Genomic DNA, 20,873 nt, shown 5'->3' with positions numbered 1-20,873 from the left:
ATGCGTCGGCCAAGCGATCCTCGATTCAAAACAATGCGTTACCGTTCTCACAAGGCCCATGGTGCTGGTGCGTGGTTCGACAAGCTCACCATGAGGAAGAGTGAAGACTTCAGGGAGCCAAGTTCTGCAAGACCGTTCGGATTGCAATCTTTCCGGTTAGCCTTACAGCACCCCTCTCCCTCATGGTGAGCTTGTCGAACCACGCACCAGTACCGCGAACCACCATCAAGTGAGCGGCTTACCCCCCGTAAATATCGAAGTTGAAATATTTCTTCGAAATCTCGTCATACTTGCCGTTGGTGCGAATGTCCTTGATGGCCGCATTGATCTTGGTCTTCAGCTCCGTCTCGCCCTTGCGCAGACCGACACCGACACCCGGTCCAAGCACTTCCAGATCGGGCGCGACCTTGCCCTTGATCTCGCAGCAGGCCTTGCCCGCATCGGTCTGGGCAAAGGTCTCGAGCGCCAGCGAATCGGCCTGCGTGGCGTCGATGCGTCCGGCCGCCAGATCCTGATTGGCCTCGTCCTGCGTCTGGTATTCCTTGATTTCAGCGGCGGTCGCGGCGAAATGCTTCTTCGCATAGGCCTGGTGGATGGTCGACACCTGCACACCGAGCACCTTGCCCTTCAGGCCTTCCGGCGACGCGTCCATCTTGACGTCCTTCGAGCCGAGAATGACCGTGGGCGTGTTGTAATACTTGTCGGAGAAATCGATGGTCTTCTCGCGCTCCGGCGTGATCGACATGGAGGCAGCGATCATATCGATCTTCTTGGTGGTCAGCGCCGGAATGATGCCGTCCCACGACACGGGCGTGATGACGCAATCAAGCTTGGCCTGCGCGCAGATGGCAAGGGCGACATCGACTTCCCAGCCTTCCCACTTGCCCGAGGCATCCGGCGAGGCGAAGGGCGGATAGGGTTCGGCGGCAATGCCGACCTTGATCTGTTCGGCGCTGGCGACTCCCATTCCGGCAACCAGCACAGCGGCGGCAACCGCTGATTTCAAGAAAGCTTTCATTCCTATCTCCATTTCTCTTTATTGTTCCCCAGGATTATTCCCTGTATTTTTTCATGCGACTTATGAAACAGTGCGGATAAACTGCTTCAAACGTTCGGATTTTGGTGATCCGAACAATTCTTCCGGCGGCCCCTCTTCTTCGACAATGCCGTTGTGCAGATACATGACATGGCTCGCCACTTCCCGGGCGAATTTCATCTCATGCGTGACCAGGAGCATCGTCCGCCCCTCCTTGGCGAGGTCACCGATAACTTTCAGGACTTCTCCGACCAGTTCCGGATCGAGCGCAGAGGTCGGTTCGTCGAACAGCATGACGCGCGGCTGGATGGCGAGCGCGCGGGCAATGGCGCCGCGCTGCTGCTGGCCGCCGGAGAGAAAGGCGGGATAGACATCGCGCTTGGCCGACAGCCCGACCCGCTCCAGCAATTGCTCGCCGATGGCCATGGCCTCGTCACGCTTCATCCCCAGCACGTGAACCGGCACTTCGATGACGTTCTGGATCAGGGTCATGTGCTGCCAGAGATTGAAATTCTGGAACACCATGCCAAGGCGGCTGCGGATACGCTCGATCTGGCGCCGGTTGGCGGGATACTGGCCGCCCTCGCCGTCGCTGACCATCTGCACGTCCTCGCCATTGATGCGGATGACGCCGCTCGTCGGGTTTTCGAGGAAATTGATGCAGCGCAGGAAGGTGGATTTGCCCGAGCCGCTGCCGCCGATCATGGCAACCACGTCGCCGTCCCTGGCTGTCAGCGAAACGCCCTTGAGAACCTCAAGGGCGCCGAACTTCTTGTGCAGGTTCCAGACGTGGATGGCTTCGGCCCGTTCGGCCGCACCGGGTTGGAGCGGGTCCGTGGCAACGGATGCGCGCAACGCCTCCGTCATTGCCGGGTTCCCATGGGTTGTCTTGCACCTGCTGTCATGACACCGTTCATTTCTGCCTGTTTTGTCAGCATGAGGCGAAACTGCCTAATTTAGGGCATCACACCACTTGCGCTCTAATTATGCAAGCGTATAAATACTCCCAGATGCAATTTTTACGAGAGAGCAGTCGCATGAGCGCATTCGGTTCCCAGTCCATGGCCCTTCCCCTGAAACGCGTCATCATGCGCATGCCTGACCGCGTCATGGCGGGCGCCGAACGCGACGTCTGGCATTACGGTCCGCAGTTCGATCCGCGCCGCGCATCCGAACAGCACCGCGTCTTTGCCGGTCTCGTCGCCCAGTCGGGCGCCGACATCACCTGGATCAGGGACGGCAATGATGGATTGTCGGATTCCGTGTTCACGCACGATCCCTCGCTCGTCACCGACAGGGGCGCAATTCTCCTGCGCATGGGCAAATCCCTGCGCCTCGACGAGACGGACCTGCACCACGAAACCTACAGCCGGATGGATGTGCCAGTGCTCGGCCGCATCGTCGCGCCGGGCACCGTCGAGGGCGGCGACTGCGTCTGGGTCGACAGCAAGACGCTGGCCATCGGCCGCGGCGTGCGCACCAATCAGGCCGGTATCGAGCAGATGGCCGCCATCCTCGAGCCGCTTGGCGTCACCGTCCTCGGGTTCGACCTGCCGCTGTGGCAGGGCGAAGAAGCCTGCCTGCACCTGATGTCGATCATTTCGCCGCTGGCCGAAGACCTGGCGCTGGTGCACCTGCCGCTGCTGCCCGCCGCCTTCTACCAGCTTTTGAAGGAGCGCGGCATCCGCCTGATCGCCGCGCCGGAGGACGAATTTGCCGCCAGCAACGGCCTCAACCTCAACGTTTTGCCAACTGCGCCCTACGAAGTCATCGCCGTGGCAGGCTTCGAAAAGACCAAGGCCGCCATGGAAGCCGCCGGCTGCACCGTCACGACCTTCGAGGCGGATGCGTTGTGCATTGCCTGCGAAGGCGGCCCGACCTGCCTCACCCGTCCGGTTTTCCGGCAATGAACGCACAATCGGCCACACGCAAAACCTTTCGCCGTGAAGGCGAGGACAAGCGCCGCGAGGATCTGATCGCCGCGACGCTTGAATGTGTGGCCGAGCGCGGTCTTGCCGGTGCGACCGTGCGCGAAATCGCCCAGCGGGCCGGTGTAACCGCCGGGCTGATCCGCTATTATTTCCCTACCAAGGACGACCTGATCGGCGCCGCCTACCGCGCCGTGATGAACCGCATGACCGTGCAGGCCAGCGATGCCTTGCAGAATGCCGCTGACGATCCGCGTTCGCGCCTGCAGGCGTTCGTTACCGCCAATCTCGGCGAACCGATCATGGACCCGCACAACCTCTCGCTGTGGGCGGGTTTCATCGCGCTCGTGCATGCCGACCCGGCCATGGCCGCAGCCCACCGCGACGGCTATCTCGGCTTTCGCGACGAGCTGGAAATCCTGATCCGCGAGGCGCTGCGCGCCGCCGGCAAACCGGCGGAACCGAACCACACCCGCCGCCACGCCATCGCCATCAACGCCATCATCGACGGATTGTGGCTGGAAGGCTGTCTTGCCGGCGATATTTTCGACGATGGGGAATTGGCGGAAACCGGGGTTGCCGCTATTGAAGCCGTACTGGGAATTTCATTACAAGCTAAAGGAGGCGCCCAATGATGCGCTATGCGTCTGTGACCGGCCGTCTGGCCGGACTGGGATCGGATAAATGGGCCGTGCATATCCGTGCGCGCGAAATGAAGCGCGCCGGTCATGAGATCATTGAGCTCACCATCGGCGAACCGGATATTCCCACCCCCACCGACATGCTGGATGTGGCCGAACACGCCATGCGCTCCGGCCGCACCGGCTATTCCAACGGCCGCGGCGAACCCGGCGTTCTCGCGGCGCTTTCGGCAAAGTACACCGCACGCACCGGCCGGGCCATCGGTCCGGAACACATCCTGTGCTTTCCCGGTACGCAGACCGCCCTGTCACTCGTCATGCTCGGCCTTGCCGAGGAAGGCGATGAGATCATCACGGGCGATCCGCTCTATGCCACTTATGACGGCGTCGTCCGTGCCACCGGCGCAACGCGCGTGTCCGTTCCCCTGCGGCCGGAAAACGGTTTCCGCATGCAGGCCGCCGATCTGGAAAAGGCGATCACGCCGAAATCCCGTGTCCTCCTCCTCAACACCCCGCACAACCCGACCGGAGCGGTGCTGAGCGCCAAGGAAGTGGCCGAGATCGGTGAAGTCTGCCGCAGACACAATCTGTGGATCGTCTCCGACGAGGTCTACGAACTGCTGATCTTCGACGGCACTTTTGCCTCGCCGCTCGACCGGCCGGAACTCGCCGACCGGACGATTGCGGTTGCCTCCATTTCCAAATCCCATGCCGCGCCGGGTTTCCGCAGCGGCTGGTGCGTCGGTCCGGCGGAGTTCACGCAGAAACTGCTGCCGCTGTCCGAATCCATGCTGTTCGGCGTCCAGCCCTTCATCGCCGACATGACCGCCTATGCCCTCGGCCAGCCATCGGCTGCCGCTGCCACGATGCGCGAGAGCTATTTCCGCCGCGCCCAGCTGATTTCCAAGCGGCTCGACGGCATTGCCGGCATCGGCGCCGACGTGCCGCAGGCGGGCATGTTCATTCTCGCCGACATCCGCGCCACCGGATTGAGCGGCAATGATTTCGCCATGCGCCTTCTCGAAGAGGAACACGTGGCCGTCATGCCCGGCGAATCCTTCGGCGACAACCTCGCCGGTTACCTGCGTCTCAGCCTCAGCGTCGCCGATGACAAGATCGATGCCGCCTGCGCCGGGATCGTCCGCCTCGCAACCCGCCTCCAGCAACGGAAATCCGCATGACCACGGTCGGTGAAGCCCTCGTCCATCTGCTTGAATCCTACGATGTCGATACCGTCTTCGGCATTCCCGGCGTCCACACCATCGAACTCTATCGCGGCCTTGCCGCATCGACGATACGCCACATCACGCCGCGCCACGAGCAGGGCGCGGGCTTCATGGCCGACGGCTATGCCCGGGCGACCGGCAAGCCCGGCGTCGCCTTCGTCATCACCGGCCCCGGCATCACCAACACGATCACCGCGATGGGTCAGGCGCGCGCCGATTCCATTCCCATGCTGGTGATCTCGGGCGTCAACCAGCGGGAGTCGCTCGGCAAGGGCATGGGTTTCCTGCATGAACTGCCCAATCAGCGCGCCATGTTGCAGACGGTTGCAATGTTCTCGCATCGCATTGAAAAAGCGGACGAATTGCCCATCGTGCTCGCCCGCGCCTTTGCGCTGTTCGCCTCGCGGCGTCCCGGCCCGGTGCATATCGAGATACCGCTCGACGTGATGGCGCAGCCGCTGGATGGTGCGAGCCGCCAGTTGTCCGATGCGCCGATCCCGCAGGCATCGACCGAAACCATGGCGGAACTCACCCGCCAGTGCCTTGCGGCGGAACGTCCGGTCATTCTCATCGGCGGCGGCGCCAAGGGCGCTGCGGCGGAACTCAGGGATCTGGCGGAAAAGCTGGATGCGCCCGTGGTGGCAACCACCAATGCGCGCGGCATCCTGCACAATCACCCGCTGCTGATCCCGGCGAGCGCCAGCCTCACCGCCGTGCGCACCCTTCTTGCGGAAAGCGACCTTGTCCTTGCCATCGGCACGGAAATGGGACCGACCGATTATGACATGTATGGCGATGGCGGTTTTCCCGAGTTGAAACGCCTTGTGCGCATCGACATCGATGCCGGACAGCTCGACCGGCGTCCCGCCTTCATGCCCATCGAGGCTTCGGCCAGGGAAACCGTCGAAGCGCTCGCCGCTACCTTGCCCGCGCGGCGCAACACGAAGTCCGGCGAAGACCGCGCCCTGGCAACACGCGATGCCGCATGGACCGAGATCGGTCCGCGTACGCAAAGCCATGTGCGCTTCCTCAACACCCTTCGCGACACGCTGCCGGGCTCACTCATCGTCGGGGATTCCACGCAGGCCATCTATTCCGGCAATCTCTATTACGATCATGACCGCGTCAGCGGCTGGTTCAATGCGGCGACAGGCTTCGGCGCGCTCGGCTTCGGCCCGCCCGCTGCCATCGGTGCAGCCCTCGGGAAACCCGAGACCTCGACGATCTGCATTGTCGGCGATGGCGGGTTTCAGTTCGTGCTGGGGGAACTCGGCGCTGCGGTCGACGAGAAAGTGCCGGTTATTTTCGTCGTCTGGAACAATCAGGGCTATCAGGAAATCGAGCGCGCCATGCGCGATGTCCACATCAATCCGGTGGGCGTGCGTCCCTCGGCGCCCGATTACCTGAAAATCGCCGAGGCCTATGGCGTGGCTTCGCAGAAGCTGAAAACATTGGAGGAACTGCCCGCCGCCCTGTTGAAAGCCAAGGCGAGCGGAAAGTCATATCTGATTGAAATCGATGAAACATTGATTGGTTGATGGCTTTGCGCCATCAACCATGTCTGCCGGTTACGGCCGATGGATCGTCTTGACCTCGAGAAAGTCTTCCAGCCCGAATTTGCCGCCCTCGCGGCCATTGCCTGACTGCTTGTAGCCGCCGAACGGGCTGCCATAGCGATGCGGGCCGCCATTGATATGCACCATGCCGGCTTTCAACCGTGACGCCACGCGCTCCGCACGCTTGGCGTCTCCCGTCTGCACATAGGCGGCAAGGCCGTAGGGCGTGTCATTGGCGATGGCGATGGCTTCTTCCTCCGTGTCGAACGGAATGAGCGCGAGCACCGGCCCGAATACTTCTTCCCGCGCAATGCGCATATCGTTGCGCACGTCGGCAAAGATGGTGGGGCGGACGAAATAACCGGTCTCATAGCCCTCCGGCTTGCCTGCACCGCCGACCAGCACGCGCGCGCCCTCGGAAATACCCGCTTCGATCAGGTTCTGCACCCGGCCATACTGGATATGGCTGACGAGCGGGCCGATATGATCGCCCTCCTCCTGCGGATCACCCACCTGTGCCTGCCTGCCGGTGGCTTCGGCGATTTTCACTGCCTTGTCATAGACCGAGCGCTGCACCAGCATGCGCGTCGGTGCATCGCAGGACTGGCCGCTGTTGTTGAAACATTCGAGCACGCTGCCCGCCACGCGATCTTCCAGATCGGCATCCTCGAACACGATGTTGGGTGACTTGCCGCCGAGTTCCAGCGTGACGCGCTTGACCGTTTCGGCCGCGTCCTTGCTGACGGCGATACCGGCGCGGGTCGAGCCGGTGAACGACATCATGTCGACGTCCTTGTGCTTGGACAGGGCCGCGCCCACCGTCGCTCCATCACCATTGACGAGGTTGAACACGCCGGCGGGAAAGCCCGCTTCATCCACCATCTCCGCGTAAAGCAGCGCATTGAGCGGCGTGAACTCGCTCGGCTTCAGCACGCAGGTGCTGCCGGTGGCCAGAACCGGGACGACCTTCAGCGCGATCTGGTTGATCGGCCAGTTCCACGGCGTGATCAGCCCACACACACCGATGGGCTCACGCACCAGCAGATCGCCGTTCGGCAGTTCCTCGCGCATGTGCAGGGCTTTCAGCGCGTCGATAAAACCCTGGAGATGGCCGACGCCAACATCCGCCTGCTGCTGGGTGCTCATGGTGATCGGCGCGCCGAGTTCCAGTGTGATGGTCCGTGCCATCTCGTCGTAGCGGCGCTTGTAGATCGCGAGCAGCTTTTCCAGAAGCGCCAGCCGTTCTTCCACCGACGTCCGGCTGTAGGTCTGGAAGGCCGCCTTCGCCGCAGCCACGGCGCGGTCGATATCGGCGGCCGTGCCCATGGAGATGACGGCGACCGGCTTTTCCGTCGCCGGGTTGATCACTTCTAGATCGTTGGCCTTGAGAGGCGGCACCCATGCGCCATTGATGTAGAAATCCCGCTTGATGAGCATCGTCGCCTCCTTATGAATGCCGTTTGTCCCGGAAATGGTATGGGGCTTTTCATCCGGATACCAGACGCAAAAGCGACGGAAAGTTTATGTGGTGGCCGGTTATCGGTATCACCCCCCTCTGGGCTGCCGCCCATCTCCCCCACAAGGGGGGAGATCAGCTTTCACAATTGTTTCAACCAACCTTCAACGTTGAAAATGATACGGAATCATTGATGTCAATGAGATCTCCCCCCTTGTGGGGGAGATGTCCGGCAGGACAGAGGGGGGTTGAATCCACTCTCACCCCGCCGAGCGCACCAGCGCCTGCGCCATGCAGTGAATGCCGCCGCCGGTTTTGGAAATCTCGCTCATATCCACCGCAGCCACCTCGAATCCGCGTGCGCGCAGCTTGTCGATCAGCGTCCTGCTCGACGACGGCGCGATGATCCGGTCCTTGCCCAGCGCCATGAAGTTGCAGCCGAGATTCATCGTATCCTCAAACGGCACGTCGATGATCTCGTGGCCCTTGGCCTTCAGCCAGTCGACAATGCCCGGCTCGGTGCAGGCGAGGCACACGGCGGTCAGTTTCGGCGCAATCGGCACCACCATCAGGTCGATATGCACGTAATACTCGTCGATGAAGGCAAGGCGCGTCTCCCAGCCCTCCCGGCGGAACCATTCCTCCACCTGTCGCGCGCCCTCTTCCTGCGTGCGGGCGCCGCCGCAGCCTATGAGGACGCAGCCCTCCTCGATCACGTTGAAATCACCGCCCTCGAAGGTGCCGGCGGTCACCATGTCGTAGATCGGAATGCCAAGCTTTTCATAGGTGCGGATCGCGGCATAGTTTTCGCCGCGCCGCCACCAGTTGGACATGGCTGTGATGATGGCGCCATAGGGCGTCATGACGCTGGAATCGCGGGAATAGACCTGCATCGGCAGTTCCGGTTCCGGCTCATGCCAGTGGATCTTCACACCGAAATGCTCATAGGCGGCGACCAGTTCCTTGTGCTGGGCCTGTGCGGTCTGAATGTTGCACGGCGCCTCGCGCAGATGCTTGCGCGACAGCGAGCTTGTCGCCATGTGACGCAGGAAGGCGGGCGAGCCCAAAAGGACTTCGGTCAGCGGGTCGGTTTCGTTGCGAAAACCCCAGCCTTTCAGCGGCGCGGTGCCACCGTTCGGATTGCGGCGCTTCAGCGTGAAAGCATCGCCGTCAAAACCCTGTTCATGGCGTGTCATTGGTCCGTCTCCTCGTCAGGGGCGCGTGGGTATCCACCACTCCCGCCCGCGTGCAGTGGTCACATATTCCGGCCAGCGGAAATGAATCGGCGGTTCGTAGTCGCACAGCGGTGCGATCCAGTTGGAGCCGCCAATGCCGCCGCCGGTGCGTTGAATGAATTCATCCTTTGCCTTGTCCCTCGCCCCGCCATCCTCAAGCAGGCGCAGGGCCGTCAGCGCCACCGTCCTGGCGGCGGTCAGCACCATCGGATCGATCGTTGCAGGAATACCGCCGAGCGCATTCATCACCCAGCCCGGATAGGCAAAGCCTTTCGGTGCCTTCAGGGCGGGACGCGCCACGTAGAACCGTACGGTCGGCGCATGCCATGTCATGTCGGTATAGTCGTCGGAGGTGGAATTGATCTGCGACGGCGGCAGGTCGCGGCGCAGGATCGCTTCGGCCTCTACAGGCGCGATCAATGCCTCGCATTCATCGAGAAACGGGTCCTGCATCGCATCGATCCCGGCATTCACCTGAATCTCCCGCGCAACCGCCTTTGCCGCCTCGTTCCAGCGCGGTGCGCCGACAGCCTGCAGGGCATCCCAGGTCACTTCGGCCATGGCATGGTTGGCAAGGCCGGGCCGCGATTTGCACACCCAGTGCCGCTCCACCCGGCAGCCTGTCATGGCGGCAGCGTGCTCGGCGTTGCGGTCGAGCACGGCGGTGACGCGCTCGGCCATGGCAATGTCAGGCACGCGCATCATGTACTGGATTTCGGCAAGCCCGGCGGGAAGATTGTCGGCGGTCGCCTGCCCCGCCGTCAGGATCGCCTCGCTGATCGACCAGCCGCCCTGATGCGGCAGCATGGAATCGCGCAGCGCCTTCGAGGCCATGTACATCATCATCAGCGCATCGTTGGCGCCGGGTGCGCGCACCGCCGAATGGGATTGCGGGATCGGCGCGCCGTCACTGAGCCCCCAACCCTCCGGCTGGTCGCAGACAAAGCGGTAGATCATGGAATAGGCGGCACCGCAATGGGTCTCCCAGCGTACCGTATTGCACAGCGGCAGCATGTAGAACGGATGAAACGAGATCATCCCGTCCAGCCCGTCATAATAGCCCTTGGCGGCATGGATGGGTTTCGAGCCCCGCACCTTTTCGGCGGGTTCGCCGGTGAAGCGCAGCGTGCCCGCAATGCCGTGCTTCTGCATGGCGGCTTTTGTTGCCAGCAGCCCGCCAAGGCTGGAAATGCCGAGCCCCGAATGCGGGTCGGTGTGCCCGCCCGCATGCTCGTTCAGGCCGGGTCTTGGCCGTTTGACCGTTGCCGCGTCCTGGCAGTTGCCGGGAACCGCATCATATTCCGCATACATGCCGATGACAGGGGATTTGCCTGTCATTCCCGCCCTGTTGCTCCAGTGCGCGCAGAATGCCGTGGGCATGCCGCCCGAGCCGACCTCGACGTCGAACCCCTCGCCGCGCAACAGCGCCACATACCACTCCGCCGATTGATATTCGCGCCAGGCGGTTTCGCCGAAATCGAAAATGGTGCGCGTCCATGCCGACAGGTCGGCCTGATGCGCGTCGACAAAATCCAGCGCTGTGCTTCCTGCTGCCGTGATCACCATCCATCTCCCCGTTGCGGCGAGATAATCATCTGGAAGGCGGGACAAAAAGTGATATGTTTTTTCAAAACGTGCAAATTCTATTCACCTCATCAACCGGAATTCCATTCATGCGCATTCCTTCCACCCAGGCCCTGCGGTCGCTCGAGAGTTTTGCCAGGCACGGCAGCGTCTGGCGTGCGGCGGAAGAGCTGCATCTCACCCGCAGTGCGGTCAGCCATCAACTGCGCCTTTTGGAGCGCGATCTCGGCTTCGAACTCTTGCAGCGCGACGGCAAGGGCGTTGCGCTCACGCCGCGCGGCCGCAAATATGCCAATGACGTGCGCAAGGCGCTGATCGTCATCGACGATGCCGCCGGCAGGCAGAGCCCGGCGGGTGTCGGCGGATCATTGTGCGTGAGTTCGACGGCAGGCTTCGCGTCGCTGTGGCTGTGCACCCATATCGCCGAGTTTCAGGAGAAATATCCCGATGTCGCGCTGCGCATCGTCACGCCGCGCAAGCTCGACGACGTGACTGATTCCACTGTCGATATTTTTATAGCCTTCGGCGACGGCAACTGGCCGAACCGCGCGGTGGAACTGCTGTGCGAGGTGGAATTCACGCCGCTATGCAGCCCGGTGCTGCTCAACAAGATCGGCGGCATCGCCGAGCCAAGAGACCTGTTGCGCGCGCCGCTGTTGCATCTGGGCGATTTCGAGGACTGGACCCGCTGGATGGCGCTGGCCAATGTCGAGAACCCGGATTCGGAGCGCGGCATCATCTTTTCCGACATGAACCTTGTCTATTCCGCCGCCATCACGGCGCAGGGCGTCGCCATGGGCGACGAGCTCACCTGCCGCAAAGCCATGAAGGCAGGTCAACTCATCCGTCCGTTCGACCTCAGCATCAAGTCGCCGAAGTCGTATTTTCTCGTCACGGATTTCGCCAAGATCGAGCATCCGGCCCAGCTGGCATTCACGGAATGGCTGAAATCGCGTCTGTCGCAAACGCGCAACGCATGAAGCCAGGAATAACATCTGCTCATGCTGGCGTGAATTTCATTCACGTATCGCGGCAATATATTTCAATTGTCGTCACCGGAGATTGTGCCTAGGCTTTCCCGAAAAGAAGGGGAAAGAGGTCAATCAATGCCTCAACGCATGCAACTGGGCGATGCGAAAGCCGCCGAGATCAAGGCTGTTTCCATTGGCAAGACGTTCGGTGCATTCCGTGCGCTGAAGGATTTGTCGCTCGACATCGGACGCGGCGAGTTTCTCACCCTTCTCGGTCCTTCCGGGTCGGGCAAGACCACGTTCCTGATGATTCTCGCCGGCTTTACCGCGCCGAGCGAAGGCCGCCTGATGATGGATGGCCGGGATATCACCGATGTGCCGGCCGAAGACCGCTCCTACGGCATGGTGTTCCAGGGTTATGCCCTGTTCCCGCACCTGACGGTTGAACAGAATATCGCCTTCCCGCTCAAGGTGCGCGGTCGCTCCGCCGCCGATATCAAGCGCCGCGTCGGCGAGATGGTCGAGCGGGTCGGCCTCATCGGGCACGAGAAAAAGCTGCCGACAAAACTCTCCGGCGGCCAGCAGCAGCGTGTTGCTCTTGCGCGGGCGCTGGCTTTCGAACCCGCGGTGCTGCTGCTGGACGAGCCATTCTCCGCTCTCGACAAGAATCTGCGCGAGATGATGCAGGAGGAAGTCAAACGGCTGCATCAGGAAACCGGCACGACGTTCGTCTTCGTCACGCATGACCAGTCGGAGGCCCTCGCCCTGTCCTCCCGCGTGGCAATTTTCAACCATGGCGAGCTTTTGCAGGTCGGACGCCCGCAGGACGTCTATGAACGGCCGGCCAATCGCTTCGTTGCGGAGTTTCTCGGCGAGATCAACCTTCTGCCGCTCGATGCGCTGCGCCTCGACGGCGACAGGGCGGCCGGGCAGTTCGAGGACAGGACCATCGTGCTTGCCCGGACAAAGCCGCAGATCGGGCCAAGAGCCGTCGCCGCCGTGCGCCCCGAACATATGACCATCGCAGCGGCGCCGAACAACGCCGGGCACAATGCCATCGCCTGCCGGGTCGAGGACGCGACCTATCTCGGCGCCGTCACCCGCTATCACCTGAAAACCCGCACCGGTGCATCGATCGCGGTGTCGATGCCGACGGTTGCAACGCCGCCCTTTGCGCATCGCGCCGATGTCTGGGTGTCCTGGCCCATAGAACAGGGGTTTTTACTGCCGCACCAGACCTAGTGGTCCGATTCTGACATTTGCATCCCGTTGATACAAGCCATTGAGGCAAATGTCAGAATCAAAGGACCACTAGTAAGTATATGATTCTAGTGGAACTTTGAATTTGACATTCGCGTGGCTTGCGTGATGTGAAACGGGGGCGAATGTCAAATTCGTTCCACTAGAACCATGCATACGGCAAGACAGCCGGACATACGGAATGTGACAATAACAATCCTAGGGGAACACAATGGATCACGCATTTCAAAAAGACTGCCTGGAAATACTGGCTGAAAAGGTGGAACGCGGCGAAATCAGCCGCCGCCGTTTCACCCAGATGGCCGCGATGCTGCTGGCGGGTGCGCCGGCCCTCATGCGCTCGAACCGGGCACTGGCACAGGCGAAAGACCTCGTGCTGGTCAACTGGGGCGGCGATGCCATGACCGCCTATGACAAGGCCTATGGCCAGCCCTTCACCAAGGAGAGCGGCATTGCCGTCAAGATGGACGGTTCCGGCCCGACGGAAGGCGCCATTACCGCCCAGTTCAAGAGCGGCAAGCCCAGCTGGGACCTGATGGACATCGATCCGTTCTCCGGCATTACCCTCGGCAAGCAGGGCATGCTTGAGCCCATCGACTACGCCATTGTCGACAGGAAAAAGATGCGCCCCGGCTTCGGCTGGGATCATGCCGCATCGACCTATTTCTTCTCCTACATCATCGCCTATGACTCGTCGAAATTCGGCGATCACGTTCCAACGGGGATGGCCGACTTTTTCGATGTGAAGAAATTCCCCGGCAAGCGCTCCCTCTACAAATGGGGCTCGGCGATGTGGGAAGCGGCGCTGATGGCCGATGGCGTGGCGCCGGAAAAACTCTACCCGCTCGACCTGAAGCGCGCCCATGACAAGATCGCCGCCTTCAAGGAAAACGTCGTGGCCTATTGGGGCGGCGGCGCCGAGAGCCAGTCCGTGCTCATGGACGGCGAAGCCTCCATGGCGCTGATCTGGTCGACCCGCGCGCAACTGCTCGAAAAGGATTCCGGCGGCAATATCAAATTCGTCTGGGATCAGGGCCTGATTTCACCCGGCGCCCTGGCCGTGATGAAAAACAATCCCGGCGGCAAGGATAATGCGATGAAGTTCATCGCCAGCGCGCAGACGCCGGAACGCCAGCTGCAGATGTTCGAACTGCTCGGACAGGGCCCGGCCAATCCGGCCACCGATGCGCTCATTCCAGCCGACAAGAAGCGGGTCAACTGCGTCGATCCGGCCAACATGGCCAAGCAGATCCCGCTGAACATGGAATGGTATGCCGAACACTATGCCTCGGCTTTCGACGAATACACGAAAGTCATCTCGGCTTGACAGAAGTGGTCATCTCCCCCCTTGCGGGGGAGATCACCGGCCGCATTTTGACAGCAACAGGAATTTTGAATGGGAAAGTCGGCGACATCACGAACAATCCTGCTGCTTGCGCCGCTGCTGCTGTTTCTCGGGCTTGCCTATGTGGTGCCGTTTCTCGGTGTCGTCAGATGGAGCGTCACCCTGCCCGAACCGGGTCTGGGGCAATATCGCGCCGTGCTTACCGATCCGCTCGTCCAGTCCGTGTTCATCCGTACGCTGCGCATCTGCCTGATCGTCACCGCCGCCGTGCTGGTCATGGCCTATGCCATCGCCTATGTCTGGGTGCGCGGAACACCGGTGCAGCGCATGCTGGCGGAATTCTGCATTCTCGTACCCTTCTGGATTTCCGTGCTCACCCGCGCCTTCGGCTGGCTGGCGCTTCTCTCCAATCGCGGCCTGATCAACACCTGGCTGCAGGCGGCCGGTATCATCAGCGAACCGCTGGCGCTTGCCCGCAACGAGTTCGGCGTCGTCGTCGGCATGACGCATTTTCTCATTCCCTTCGCGGTCTTTCCCATTGCCTCGGCCATGCGCGCCATTGATGAGCGCGTGCTTCTGGCGGCGCGCGGCATGGGCGCATCGCGCAGCCGCATCTTCTGGAGCGTCTTCGTGCCGCTGACCTATGGCGGCCTGATCGGCGCGGCGCTGATCGTCTTCGTCTTCGCCCTCGGCTTCTTCGTCACCCCGGCCATTCTCGGCGGCGGCCGCAGCGTCATGGTGGCCGAGCTGGTGTATCTGCGGATCTTCCAGAGCCCCGACTGGGGGCTCGGTGCGGCGATCAGCGTCGTGCTGGTGCTGTTCATCGGCATCCTGCTCGCACTCATGCGCCGCTTCATCAAACCCGCGCATCTGGTGGGCTGACCCATGCAATCATCCCGTCCCGGTCCCGTCCTCCTGATCATTGCCACCGCCGTCGCGCTGTTCCTGCTGATGCCGCTTCTGGCCGTCGTGCCCGTGTCGTTCACGCCGCAACGGTTTCTGTCGATGCCGACGGGCACGCTGTCGCTGCGGCATTATCAGGCCCTCATCGACAATCCGGCATGGGGACAAAGCGTGCTGCTCAGCCTGCGCATCGGCATTCTTTCCAGCGCCATCGCCACCGTGCTGGCCACCCTGTTCGGCCTCGGCATCTGGATGTTCCAGCCGCGCTTTTCCGCGCTGCTCATCGGCTTCGTGCTGCTGCCGCTGATCGTCCCGCCCGTCGTGTCGGCCATGACGCTGTATTTCCTCATGACGACGCTTTCCGCCTTCAACAGCTTCATCGGCTATGACACCTGGATCGGCGTGGCGCTGGCCCATGCGGTGATGATCACGCCCTTTGCCGTGGTTCTCATCCTTGTCGCGCTGTTCCAGGTGGACCGGCGCATCGATCTTGCGGCGCGCGGTCTTGGCGCTGATCTGACCACCCGCGCCTTCCGCATCATCATTCCCAACATCAAGTTCGGCATCGCCACGGCGGCGCTGCTGTCCTTCGTGCTGTCCTGGGAGGAGATCGGCGTCACCCTGTTCATCACCAGCGTCAATGCTATTACGCTGCCGCGCCTGATGTGGATGGGCCTGCGCGACAATATTGATCCTGCCATCGCCGCCATTTCCGTGCTTCTGATCATCGTCACCGCGGTCATCCTCGCCCTGAGGATTTTTATCGAACGGCGCGGGACATCGGAGACAAAATGATTGCAGACCATAGTGTAACAGCGCTTGAGGCGATAACCGGCGCGGGCGGAATCAAGACGGGCGACGCCTTGCGGGCCATTCATCCGGGCTCCGATCCGCACAATCTCGATGCGGGGCTGATGGTCATCCCCCGGAATGTCGAACAGGTCTGCGCCGTCGTCAAATTCTGCAACGACAACCGGATCGCCATTGTCCCGCATGGCGGGCGCACCGGCCTTGCCGGCGGCGCCGTCTCGCAGAGGGACGAAATCATTCTGTCGCTGGCTGCGCTCAACCGGATCGAATCCGTGCAAGCCGCGGCGGGAACCGCCATCGTCGAAAGCGGCGTCACCCTGCAGGCGTTGCAGGAGGAGGCCGCCAAGGTCGGCCTCACCACCGGCATCGACATCCCCTCGCGCGGCAGCGCCACCATCGGCGGCATGATTTCCACCAATGCCGGCGGCATGGAGGCATTCCGGCTCGGCGTCATGCGCCAGCGTGTGCTGGGGCTCGAAGTGGTCCTGCCCGACGGCTCCGTCATGAGCGATCTCGCCGAGGTGACCAAGAGCAATGAGGGATATGACCTGAAGCAGCTCTTCATCGGCGCGGAAGGCACGCTCGGCATCGTCACCCGCGCCGTCCTCGCACTGGCGCCGGTCGACCGGTTTACCGCCACCGCGCTTGTCGCCTGCCCGTCCGCCGCAACGGCGGTGTCGCTGTTCCAGACGCTCCGGCAGGATCGCGCGCTGCGTCTGCTGCGCACCGAATTCATGGCGCAGACCTACTTCAGCCTTGCCGTCGAAGCCCTTGGTCCCGCATCGCTCGCCGCATTCACCGCGGCGCCTGTCTATCTCATTGTCGAAACCGAGGGCCTCGACCAGCAAGCCGCACAAACAGCGCTGGAAGAGGCGCTTGGCGCTGCCATCGAAAACGAACTGGTGCTCGATGCCATCATTGCCCAGAGCGGCAAGGAACGGAACGACATCTGGAATATCCGCGAAGACAGCAATGTCATCACCCGTGCCTATCCGCATGGCTACTGGTTCGACATTTCCGTGCCGCTGCAGCATCTGGATGCCTATCTCAGGCAGTTCGACAGGGGTGTCGCGGCGCTCGGCGCCGATGTCAGGGGCTTTGCCTTCGGCCATCTCGGCGACGGCAACCTGCATATCTGCGTGGCGGGCGAAGACGAGAACCCGCGCAAGGATGCGGTCAAGGATATCGTCTATGCCAACCTGCGGCAGATGGGCGGCTCCTTCTCCGCCGAGCATGGAATCGGCCTGGAAAAGATGCCGGAACTGCAGGCGCTGGCCGACCCGGTGAAACTTTCCCTGATGCGGACGATCAAGCGGACCATCGATCCGAACGGCATCATGAACCCCGGCAAAATTATTGGTTAGCCATTCAAATAACACATGGCATTACTGGTGTGCGTGGTTCGACAAGCTCACCATGAGGGAGATTGGTGCTTTGCAGGGAGCCATATTCTGCAAGAGTGTTCAAACTCAACATTTCCGATTGGCCTTGCAGCCCGCCATCTCCCTCATGGTGAGCTTGTCGAACCACGCACGATATCATTGCAACAAGCGTATTCTGCTCTTCCCAGCCATGTCGCTGAGAACAAAGCATGTGGCGCGTTCGGGCTTCTCGGGCACCCCATGCAGGGTTATCGTTTCAGCCATGGTCCAGCCTTTCTCCAATCGGCTTTGTACAGGCCGGGTGCAGTCCCTGCGTCCGGTGCTGCTGCGAACGGCCATCTCCACCACCAACACCATAAAACCAACAAAAGGGGTTCTCACATGAAGACACTATTGATGAGCAGCGTCATGGCCTTTGCCCTGATGGGTGCCGCGGGCGCGGCTTCGGCAGCCGAGTGCGGTGACGTGACCATTGCCAGCATGAACTGGCAATCGGCGGAGGTTCTGGCCAATCTCGACAAGATCATTCTCAACAAGGGCTATGGCTGCAATGCCGACATCGTGCAGGGCGATACGATCCCGACCCTGACATCGATGACCGAAAAGGGCCAGCCGGACATCGCTCCCGAAGGCTGGGTCGATTTCATGCGCGATATCCTCGACAAGGCCGTTGCCGACGGCAAGCTCGTCTATACCGGAAAATCGCTGTCGGACGGCGGCGTTCAGGGCTGGTGGATTCCGAAATACATCGCCGATGCCCACCCCGACATCAAGACCATCGACGATGCGCTGAAACATCCCGAACTGTTCCCGGCGCCGGAAGACGCTTCCAAGGGCGCTGTGTTCAATGGTCCTCCCGGCTGGGGCGGCACGCTGGCGACCGCACAGTTCTTCAAGGCCTATGATGCGGAGAAGAAGGGCTTTACCCTGGTTGACACCGGGTCGGCTGCCGGCCTCGACGGGTCGCTCGCCAAGGCCTATGAACGCAAGCAGGGCTGGGTCGGTTACTACTGGGAACCCACCGCCCTCCTCGGCAAGTACCAGATGGTCAGGCTTGATCACGGCGCACCTTTCAACGCGGCGGAATGGAAGCGCTGCAACACCGTGGCCGATTGCGCCGACCCGAAAAAGAACGCCTGGGAACTGGCCGAAGTGGATACGGTGGTCACCAAGAAGTTCAGCGAAAAGTCCGGCCCGGTCATGGACTATCTGAAGGCGCGGTCATGGTCCAACAAGACCGTCAACGAACTGCTCGCCTGGATGACCGACAATCAGGCAACCGGCGAAGACGGTGCAAAATACTTCCTCAAGAACCACGAGGACATCTGGACCAAATGGGTCAGCGCCGACGTGGCAACAAAGGTGAAGGCTTCGCTGAAGTAACACTGGCTGGCGTCGTTTATCTCCCCCTCATTGGGGGAGATAGCTGCCGCATCACGCGGGCGCCGTCAAAACCGGATGGCGTAACGCAGCCCGTCATAGATGGCGGCATGGATATTGCGGGCGTGCACCGCATCGCCGATCCGCAACAGATCGAATTGCCCCTCCGCCAGCCGCTGCGGGAAAATGGCGCCGCCATTGACCAGGTTGCCGTAATCCACCGCACCGCCATTGCGCGACAGCGGCTTCAACTCGCGGTAGAGATCATCGATCGGCAAGGTGCCGTGCTCGACAACCACCTGATCCACCAGCCGTTCCTCGTGATAGTCCGGATCGAAATCCGAGCCCAGTGTCGCGACAAGCTGGTTGCCGTTGCGGGCGACGCTCATCAGCCGCGTGTTGATGGTCACCCGCACGCCGTGCTCGTGGAACGCCCGCATATAGGGCACGTGGTTCATGCCGCCCATTTCCGGTGCGAAAAACCGTTCCGGGCTGACAAGTTCGAGCTTTGAACCGGCGCGCGCGATCATCTCCGCCGCGCTCATGCCCTGATGGCCGCCATTGTCGTCATAGAGCAGCACCGTTTCGCCCGGCTTCACCGCGCCCGCCAGGATATTCCAGCTTGAGGTGACCAGATCATCGCCCGCCGCCAGGGGCGGATTTTGCGGCAACCCTCCGGTGGCGATCACCACCACATCGGGCGAAAGCCCAAGCACATCGCCGGTTTCGGCCCAGACATTGTAGCGCAGGGAAACACCCAGCCGCTGCAGCTCCTCGAGCCGCCAGTCGACAATGCCGATCATCTCCTTGCGCCGCGGATTCTGCGCGGCAAGGCGCACCTGCCCGCCCGCATGGTCCGAGGCCTCCAGCACGGTGACGCTATGCCCGCCTTCGGCCGCAACACGCGCCGCCTCCAGTCCGGCAGGCCCTGCCCCGACGACCACGACCGTCCGGCTGGTTGCCGCTTTGGCGATGGCGTGCGGCATGCTGCCTTCGCGGCCGGTCGCCGCATTGTGGATGCACAGGGCCTCGCCGCCCTCATAGATGCGGTCAAGGCAATAGGTCGCGCCGACACAGGGGCGGATGCGGTGTTCCTCGCCCGCCTCGATTTTCCGCACGATATGCGGATCGGCAATATGGGCGCGGGTCATGCCGACCATGTCGAGCTTGCCCTCGGCAATGGCATGGCGGGCCGTGGCCACATCGGCGATGCGCGCCGCATGGAAGACCGGAAACTTTGTTTCCTGCCTGACATCCCCGGCAAAATCGAGATGCGGCGACGAGCGCATGCCCTGCACCGGAATGACCTCGTTGAGCGCCGCATCCGTATCGATATGGCCGCGAATGATGTTGAGAAAGTCGAACTTGCCCGATGCCGCGATGCGCCGGGCGATCTCGACGCCCTCCCGCCGCGACAGGCCCTGCTCCCAGTCCTCGTCGGCCACCATGCGGATGCCGACGATGAAATCCGGGCCGACGGACCGGCGCACGGCGTCGATCACCGCCCAGGTGAAGCGCAGGCGATTGTCGAGCGAGCCGCCATATTCATCGTCGCGCCGGTTGGTGGCGGGCGACCAGAACCCGTCCATGAGATGGCCGTAGGCCTCGAACTCGATGCCGTCGAGCCCCGCCGCCTGCATGCGCTGCGCCGCCGATGCATAGTCGGCAACAATCCGCTCGATATCCCAGTCTTCCGCTTCCTTGGGAAAGGCCCGGTGGGCAGGCTCGCGCACCGGCGAAGCCGAAACCACGGGCAGCCAGTCAGCCTTGTTCCAGCTGGTGCGGCGGCCGAGATGCGTCAGCTGGATCATCACGGCGGCGCCGTGTTCATGGCAATCGTCGGCAAGGTCGCGCAGCCAGGGCACGATCTCGTCCTTATAGGCATGCAGATTGCCGAAGGCCGGCGGCGACTCGCGCGACACGACCGCCGACCCCGCCGTCATCGTCAGGGCGATGCCGCCCTTGGCCTTCTCCGCATGGTAAAGCCGGTAGCGGGTCTTCGGCATCCCGTCTTCCGAATAGGCCGGCTCGTGGCTGGTCGACATCAGACGGTTTTTCAGGCGCAGATGTTTCAGCTGATAGGGTTGCAGAAGCGGATCGGCATGTGAGGACAATGGTCTGGGTTCCCGTTGTTTTCCGCGATCCTACAGCGGGAATCAC

17 protein-coding genes are annotated in these 20,873 nt (G+C 62.1%); 11 read left to right on the top strand and 6 right to left on the bottom strand.

Annotated features, from left to right (window positions below):
* Positions 1-238: 238 nt before the first annotated feature.
* Both AC1Q5O_RS04925 and AC1Q5O_RS04920 read right to left on the bottom strand, forming a co-directional pair.
* Positions 239-1,018: a transporter substrate-binding domain-containing protein gene (locus tag AC1Q5O_RS04925; protein ID WP_403173655.1), complete on the bottom strand. Its 780-nt coding sequence runs from the start codon at positions 1,016-1,018 to the stop codon at positions 239-241.
* A 60-nt stretch (positions 1,019-1,078) separates the two neighbouring features.
* Positions 1,079-1,903 carry an ABC transporter ATP-binding protein gene (locus tag AC1Q5O_RS04920; RefSeq protein WP_105732939.1) on the bottom strand — a complete coding sequence of 275 codons (825 nt, stop codon included), beginning with the start codon at positions 1,901-1,903 and terminating at the stop codon, positions 1,079-1,081.
* Positions 1,904-2,073: 170 nt separating this feature from the next.
* Here AC1Q5O_RS04920 and AC1Q5O_RS04915 point away from each other — a divergent pair, with 170 nt between their 5' ends.
* The 4 genes from AC1Q5O_RS04915 to AC1Q5O_RS04900 are packed head-to-tail and all read left to right on the top strand — an operon-like array spanning position 2,074 to position 6,369.
* Positions 2,074-2,946, top strand: coding sequence for a dimethylarginine dimethylaminohydrolase family protein (locus AC1Q5O_RS04915; RefSeq protein ID WP_492562016.1), 873 nt, complete (start codon positions 2,074-2,076; stop codon positions 2,944-2,946).
* On the top strand, positions 2,943-3,599 hold the full coding sequence (locus tag AC1Q5O_RS04910; protein WP_492562015.1) for a TetR family transcriptional regulator C-terminal domain-containing protein: 657 nt from the start codon (positions 2,943-2,945) through the stop codon (positions 3,597-3,599). The genes AC1Q5O_RS04915 and AC1Q5O_RS04910 overlap by 4 nt, the downstream gene beginning before the upstream one ends.
* Positions 3,599-4,786, top strand: a complete 1,188-nt coding sequence (locus AC1Q5O_RS04905; RefSeq protein ID WP_492563077.1) for a pyridoxal phosphate-dependent aminotransferase — start codon at positions 3,599-3,601, stop codon at positions 4,784-4,786. The genes AC1Q5O_RS04910 and AC1Q5O_RS04905 overlap by 1 nt, the downstream gene beginning before the upstream one ends.
* Entirely contained in the window at positions 4,783-6,369 is a 1,587-nt protein-coding gene (locus tag AC1Q5O_RS04900) for a 5-guanidino-2-oxopentanoate decarboxylase (protein ID WP_492562014.1), read from the top strand. The genes AC1Q5O_RS04905 and AC1Q5O_RS04900 overlap by 4 nt, the downstream gene beginning before the upstream one ends.
* A 30-nt stretch (positions 6,370-6,399) precedes the next feature.
* On the opposite strand, the gene AC1Q5O_RS04895 is transcribed toward AC1Q5O_RS04900, so the two are convergent.
* The 3 genes from AC1Q5O_RS04895 to AC1Q5O_RS04885 all read right to left on the bottom strand — a co-directional run bounded on the left by AC1Q5O_RS04895 (position 6,400) and on the right by AC1Q5O_RS04885 (position 10,644).
* Positions 6,400-7,824: an aldehyde dehydrogenase family protein gene (locus tag AC1Q5O_RS04895; RefSeq protein WP_492562013.1), complete on the bottom strand. Its 1,425-nt coding sequence runs from the start codon at positions 7,822-7,824 to the stop codon at positions 6,400-6,402.
* Positions 7,825-8,103: 279 nt separating this feature from the next.
* Positions 8,104-9,039 carry a dimethylarginine dimethylaminohydrolase family protein gene (locus AC1Q5O_RS04890; RefSeq protein ID WP_492562012.1) on the bottom strand — a complete coding sequence of 312 codons (936 nt, stop codon included), beginning with the start codon at positions 9,037-9,039 and terminating at the stop codon, positions 8,104-8,106.
* A 15-nt stretch (positions 9,040-9,054) separates the two neighbouring features.
* The gene (locus AC1Q5O_RS04885; RefSeq protein WP_492562011.1) at positions 9,055-10,644 is read right to left on the bottom strand and encodes a zinc-binding metallopeptidase family protein; all 1,590 of its coding nucleotides are present in this window, start codon (positions 10,642-10,644) and stop codon (positions 9,055-9,057) included.
* A gap of 107 nt (positions 10,645-10,751) precedes the next feature.
* Here AC1Q5O_RS04885 and AC1Q5O_RS04880 point away from each other — a divergent pair, with 107 nt between their 5' ends.
* The 7 genes from AC1Q5O_RS04880 (at position 10,752) to AC1Q5O_RS04850 (ending at position 18,716) form a co-directional block, all read left to right on the top strand.
* Positions 10,752-11,642 (top strand): LysR substrate-binding domain-containing protein, encoded by an 891-nt coding sequence (locus AC1Q5O_RS04880; RefSeq protein ID WP_492562010.1) that lies wholly within the window; start codon positions 10,752-10,754, stop codon positions 11,640-11,642.
* A 126-nt stretch (positions 11,643-11,768) separates the two neighbouring features.
* Positions 11,769-12,875, top strand: coding sequence for an ABC transporter ATP-binding protein (locus tag AC1Q5O_RS04875; RefSeq protein ID WP_464660153.1), 1,107 nt, complete (start codon positions 11,769-11,771; stop codon positions 12,873-12,875).
* 229 nt (positions 12,876-13,104) lie between these two features.
* Positions 13,105-14,220, top strand: a complete 1,116-nt coding sequence (locus tag AC1Q5O_RS04870; RefSeq protein WP_223615081.1) for an ABC transporter substrate-binding protein — start codon at positions 13,105-13,107, stop codon at positions 14,218-14,220.
* 69 nt (positions 14,221-14,289) lie between these two features.
* Positions 14,290-15,120, top strand: a complete 831-nt coding sequence (locus AC1Q5O_RS04865; RefSeq protein ID WP_492562009.1) for an ABC transporter permease — start codon at positions 14,290-14,292, stop codon at positions 15,118-15,120.
* Between the two features lie 3 nt (positions 15,121-15,123).
* A complete protein-coding gene (locus AC1Q5O_RS04860) occupies positions 15,124-15,936 on the top strand; it encodes an ABC transporter permease (protein WP_223615083.1) in 813 nt (270 codons plus the stop codon).
* A complete protein-coding gene (locus AC1Q5O_RS04855; protein WP_492562008.1) occupies positions 15,933-17,315 on the top strand; it encodes an FAD-binding oxidoreductase in 1,383 nt (460 codons plus the stop codon). The genes AC1Q5O_RS04860 and AC1Q5O_RS04855 overlap by 4 nt, the downstream gene beginning before the upstream one ends.
* Before the next feature lie 399 nt (positions 17,316-17,714).
* On the top strand, positions 17,715-18,716 hold the full coding sequence (locus AC1Q5O_RS04850) for an ABC transporter substrate-binding protein (protein ID WP_223615085.1): 1,002 nt from the start codon (positions 17,715-17,717) through the stop codon (positions 18,714-18,716).
* 65 nt (positions 18,717-18,781) lie between these two features.
* Here AC1Q5O_RS04850 and AC1Q5O_RS04845 read toward each other — a convergent pair whose 3' ends face one another.
* Positions 18,782-20,827 carry an oxidoreductase gene (locus AC1Q5O_RS04845; protein ID WP_492562007.1) on the bottom strand — a complete coding sequence of 682 codons (2,046 nt, stop codon included), beginning with the start codon at positions 20,825-20,827 and terminating at the stop codon, positions 18,782-18,784.
* Positions 20,828-20,873 lie beyond the last annotated feature (46 nt).

The sequence above is a fragment of the Phyllobacterium sp. MT110 genome (genome assembly GCF_058792715.1).
Note: the sequence above shows the minus strand (reverse complement) of the source record. Positions and strands in the feature narration are given on the sequence as shown.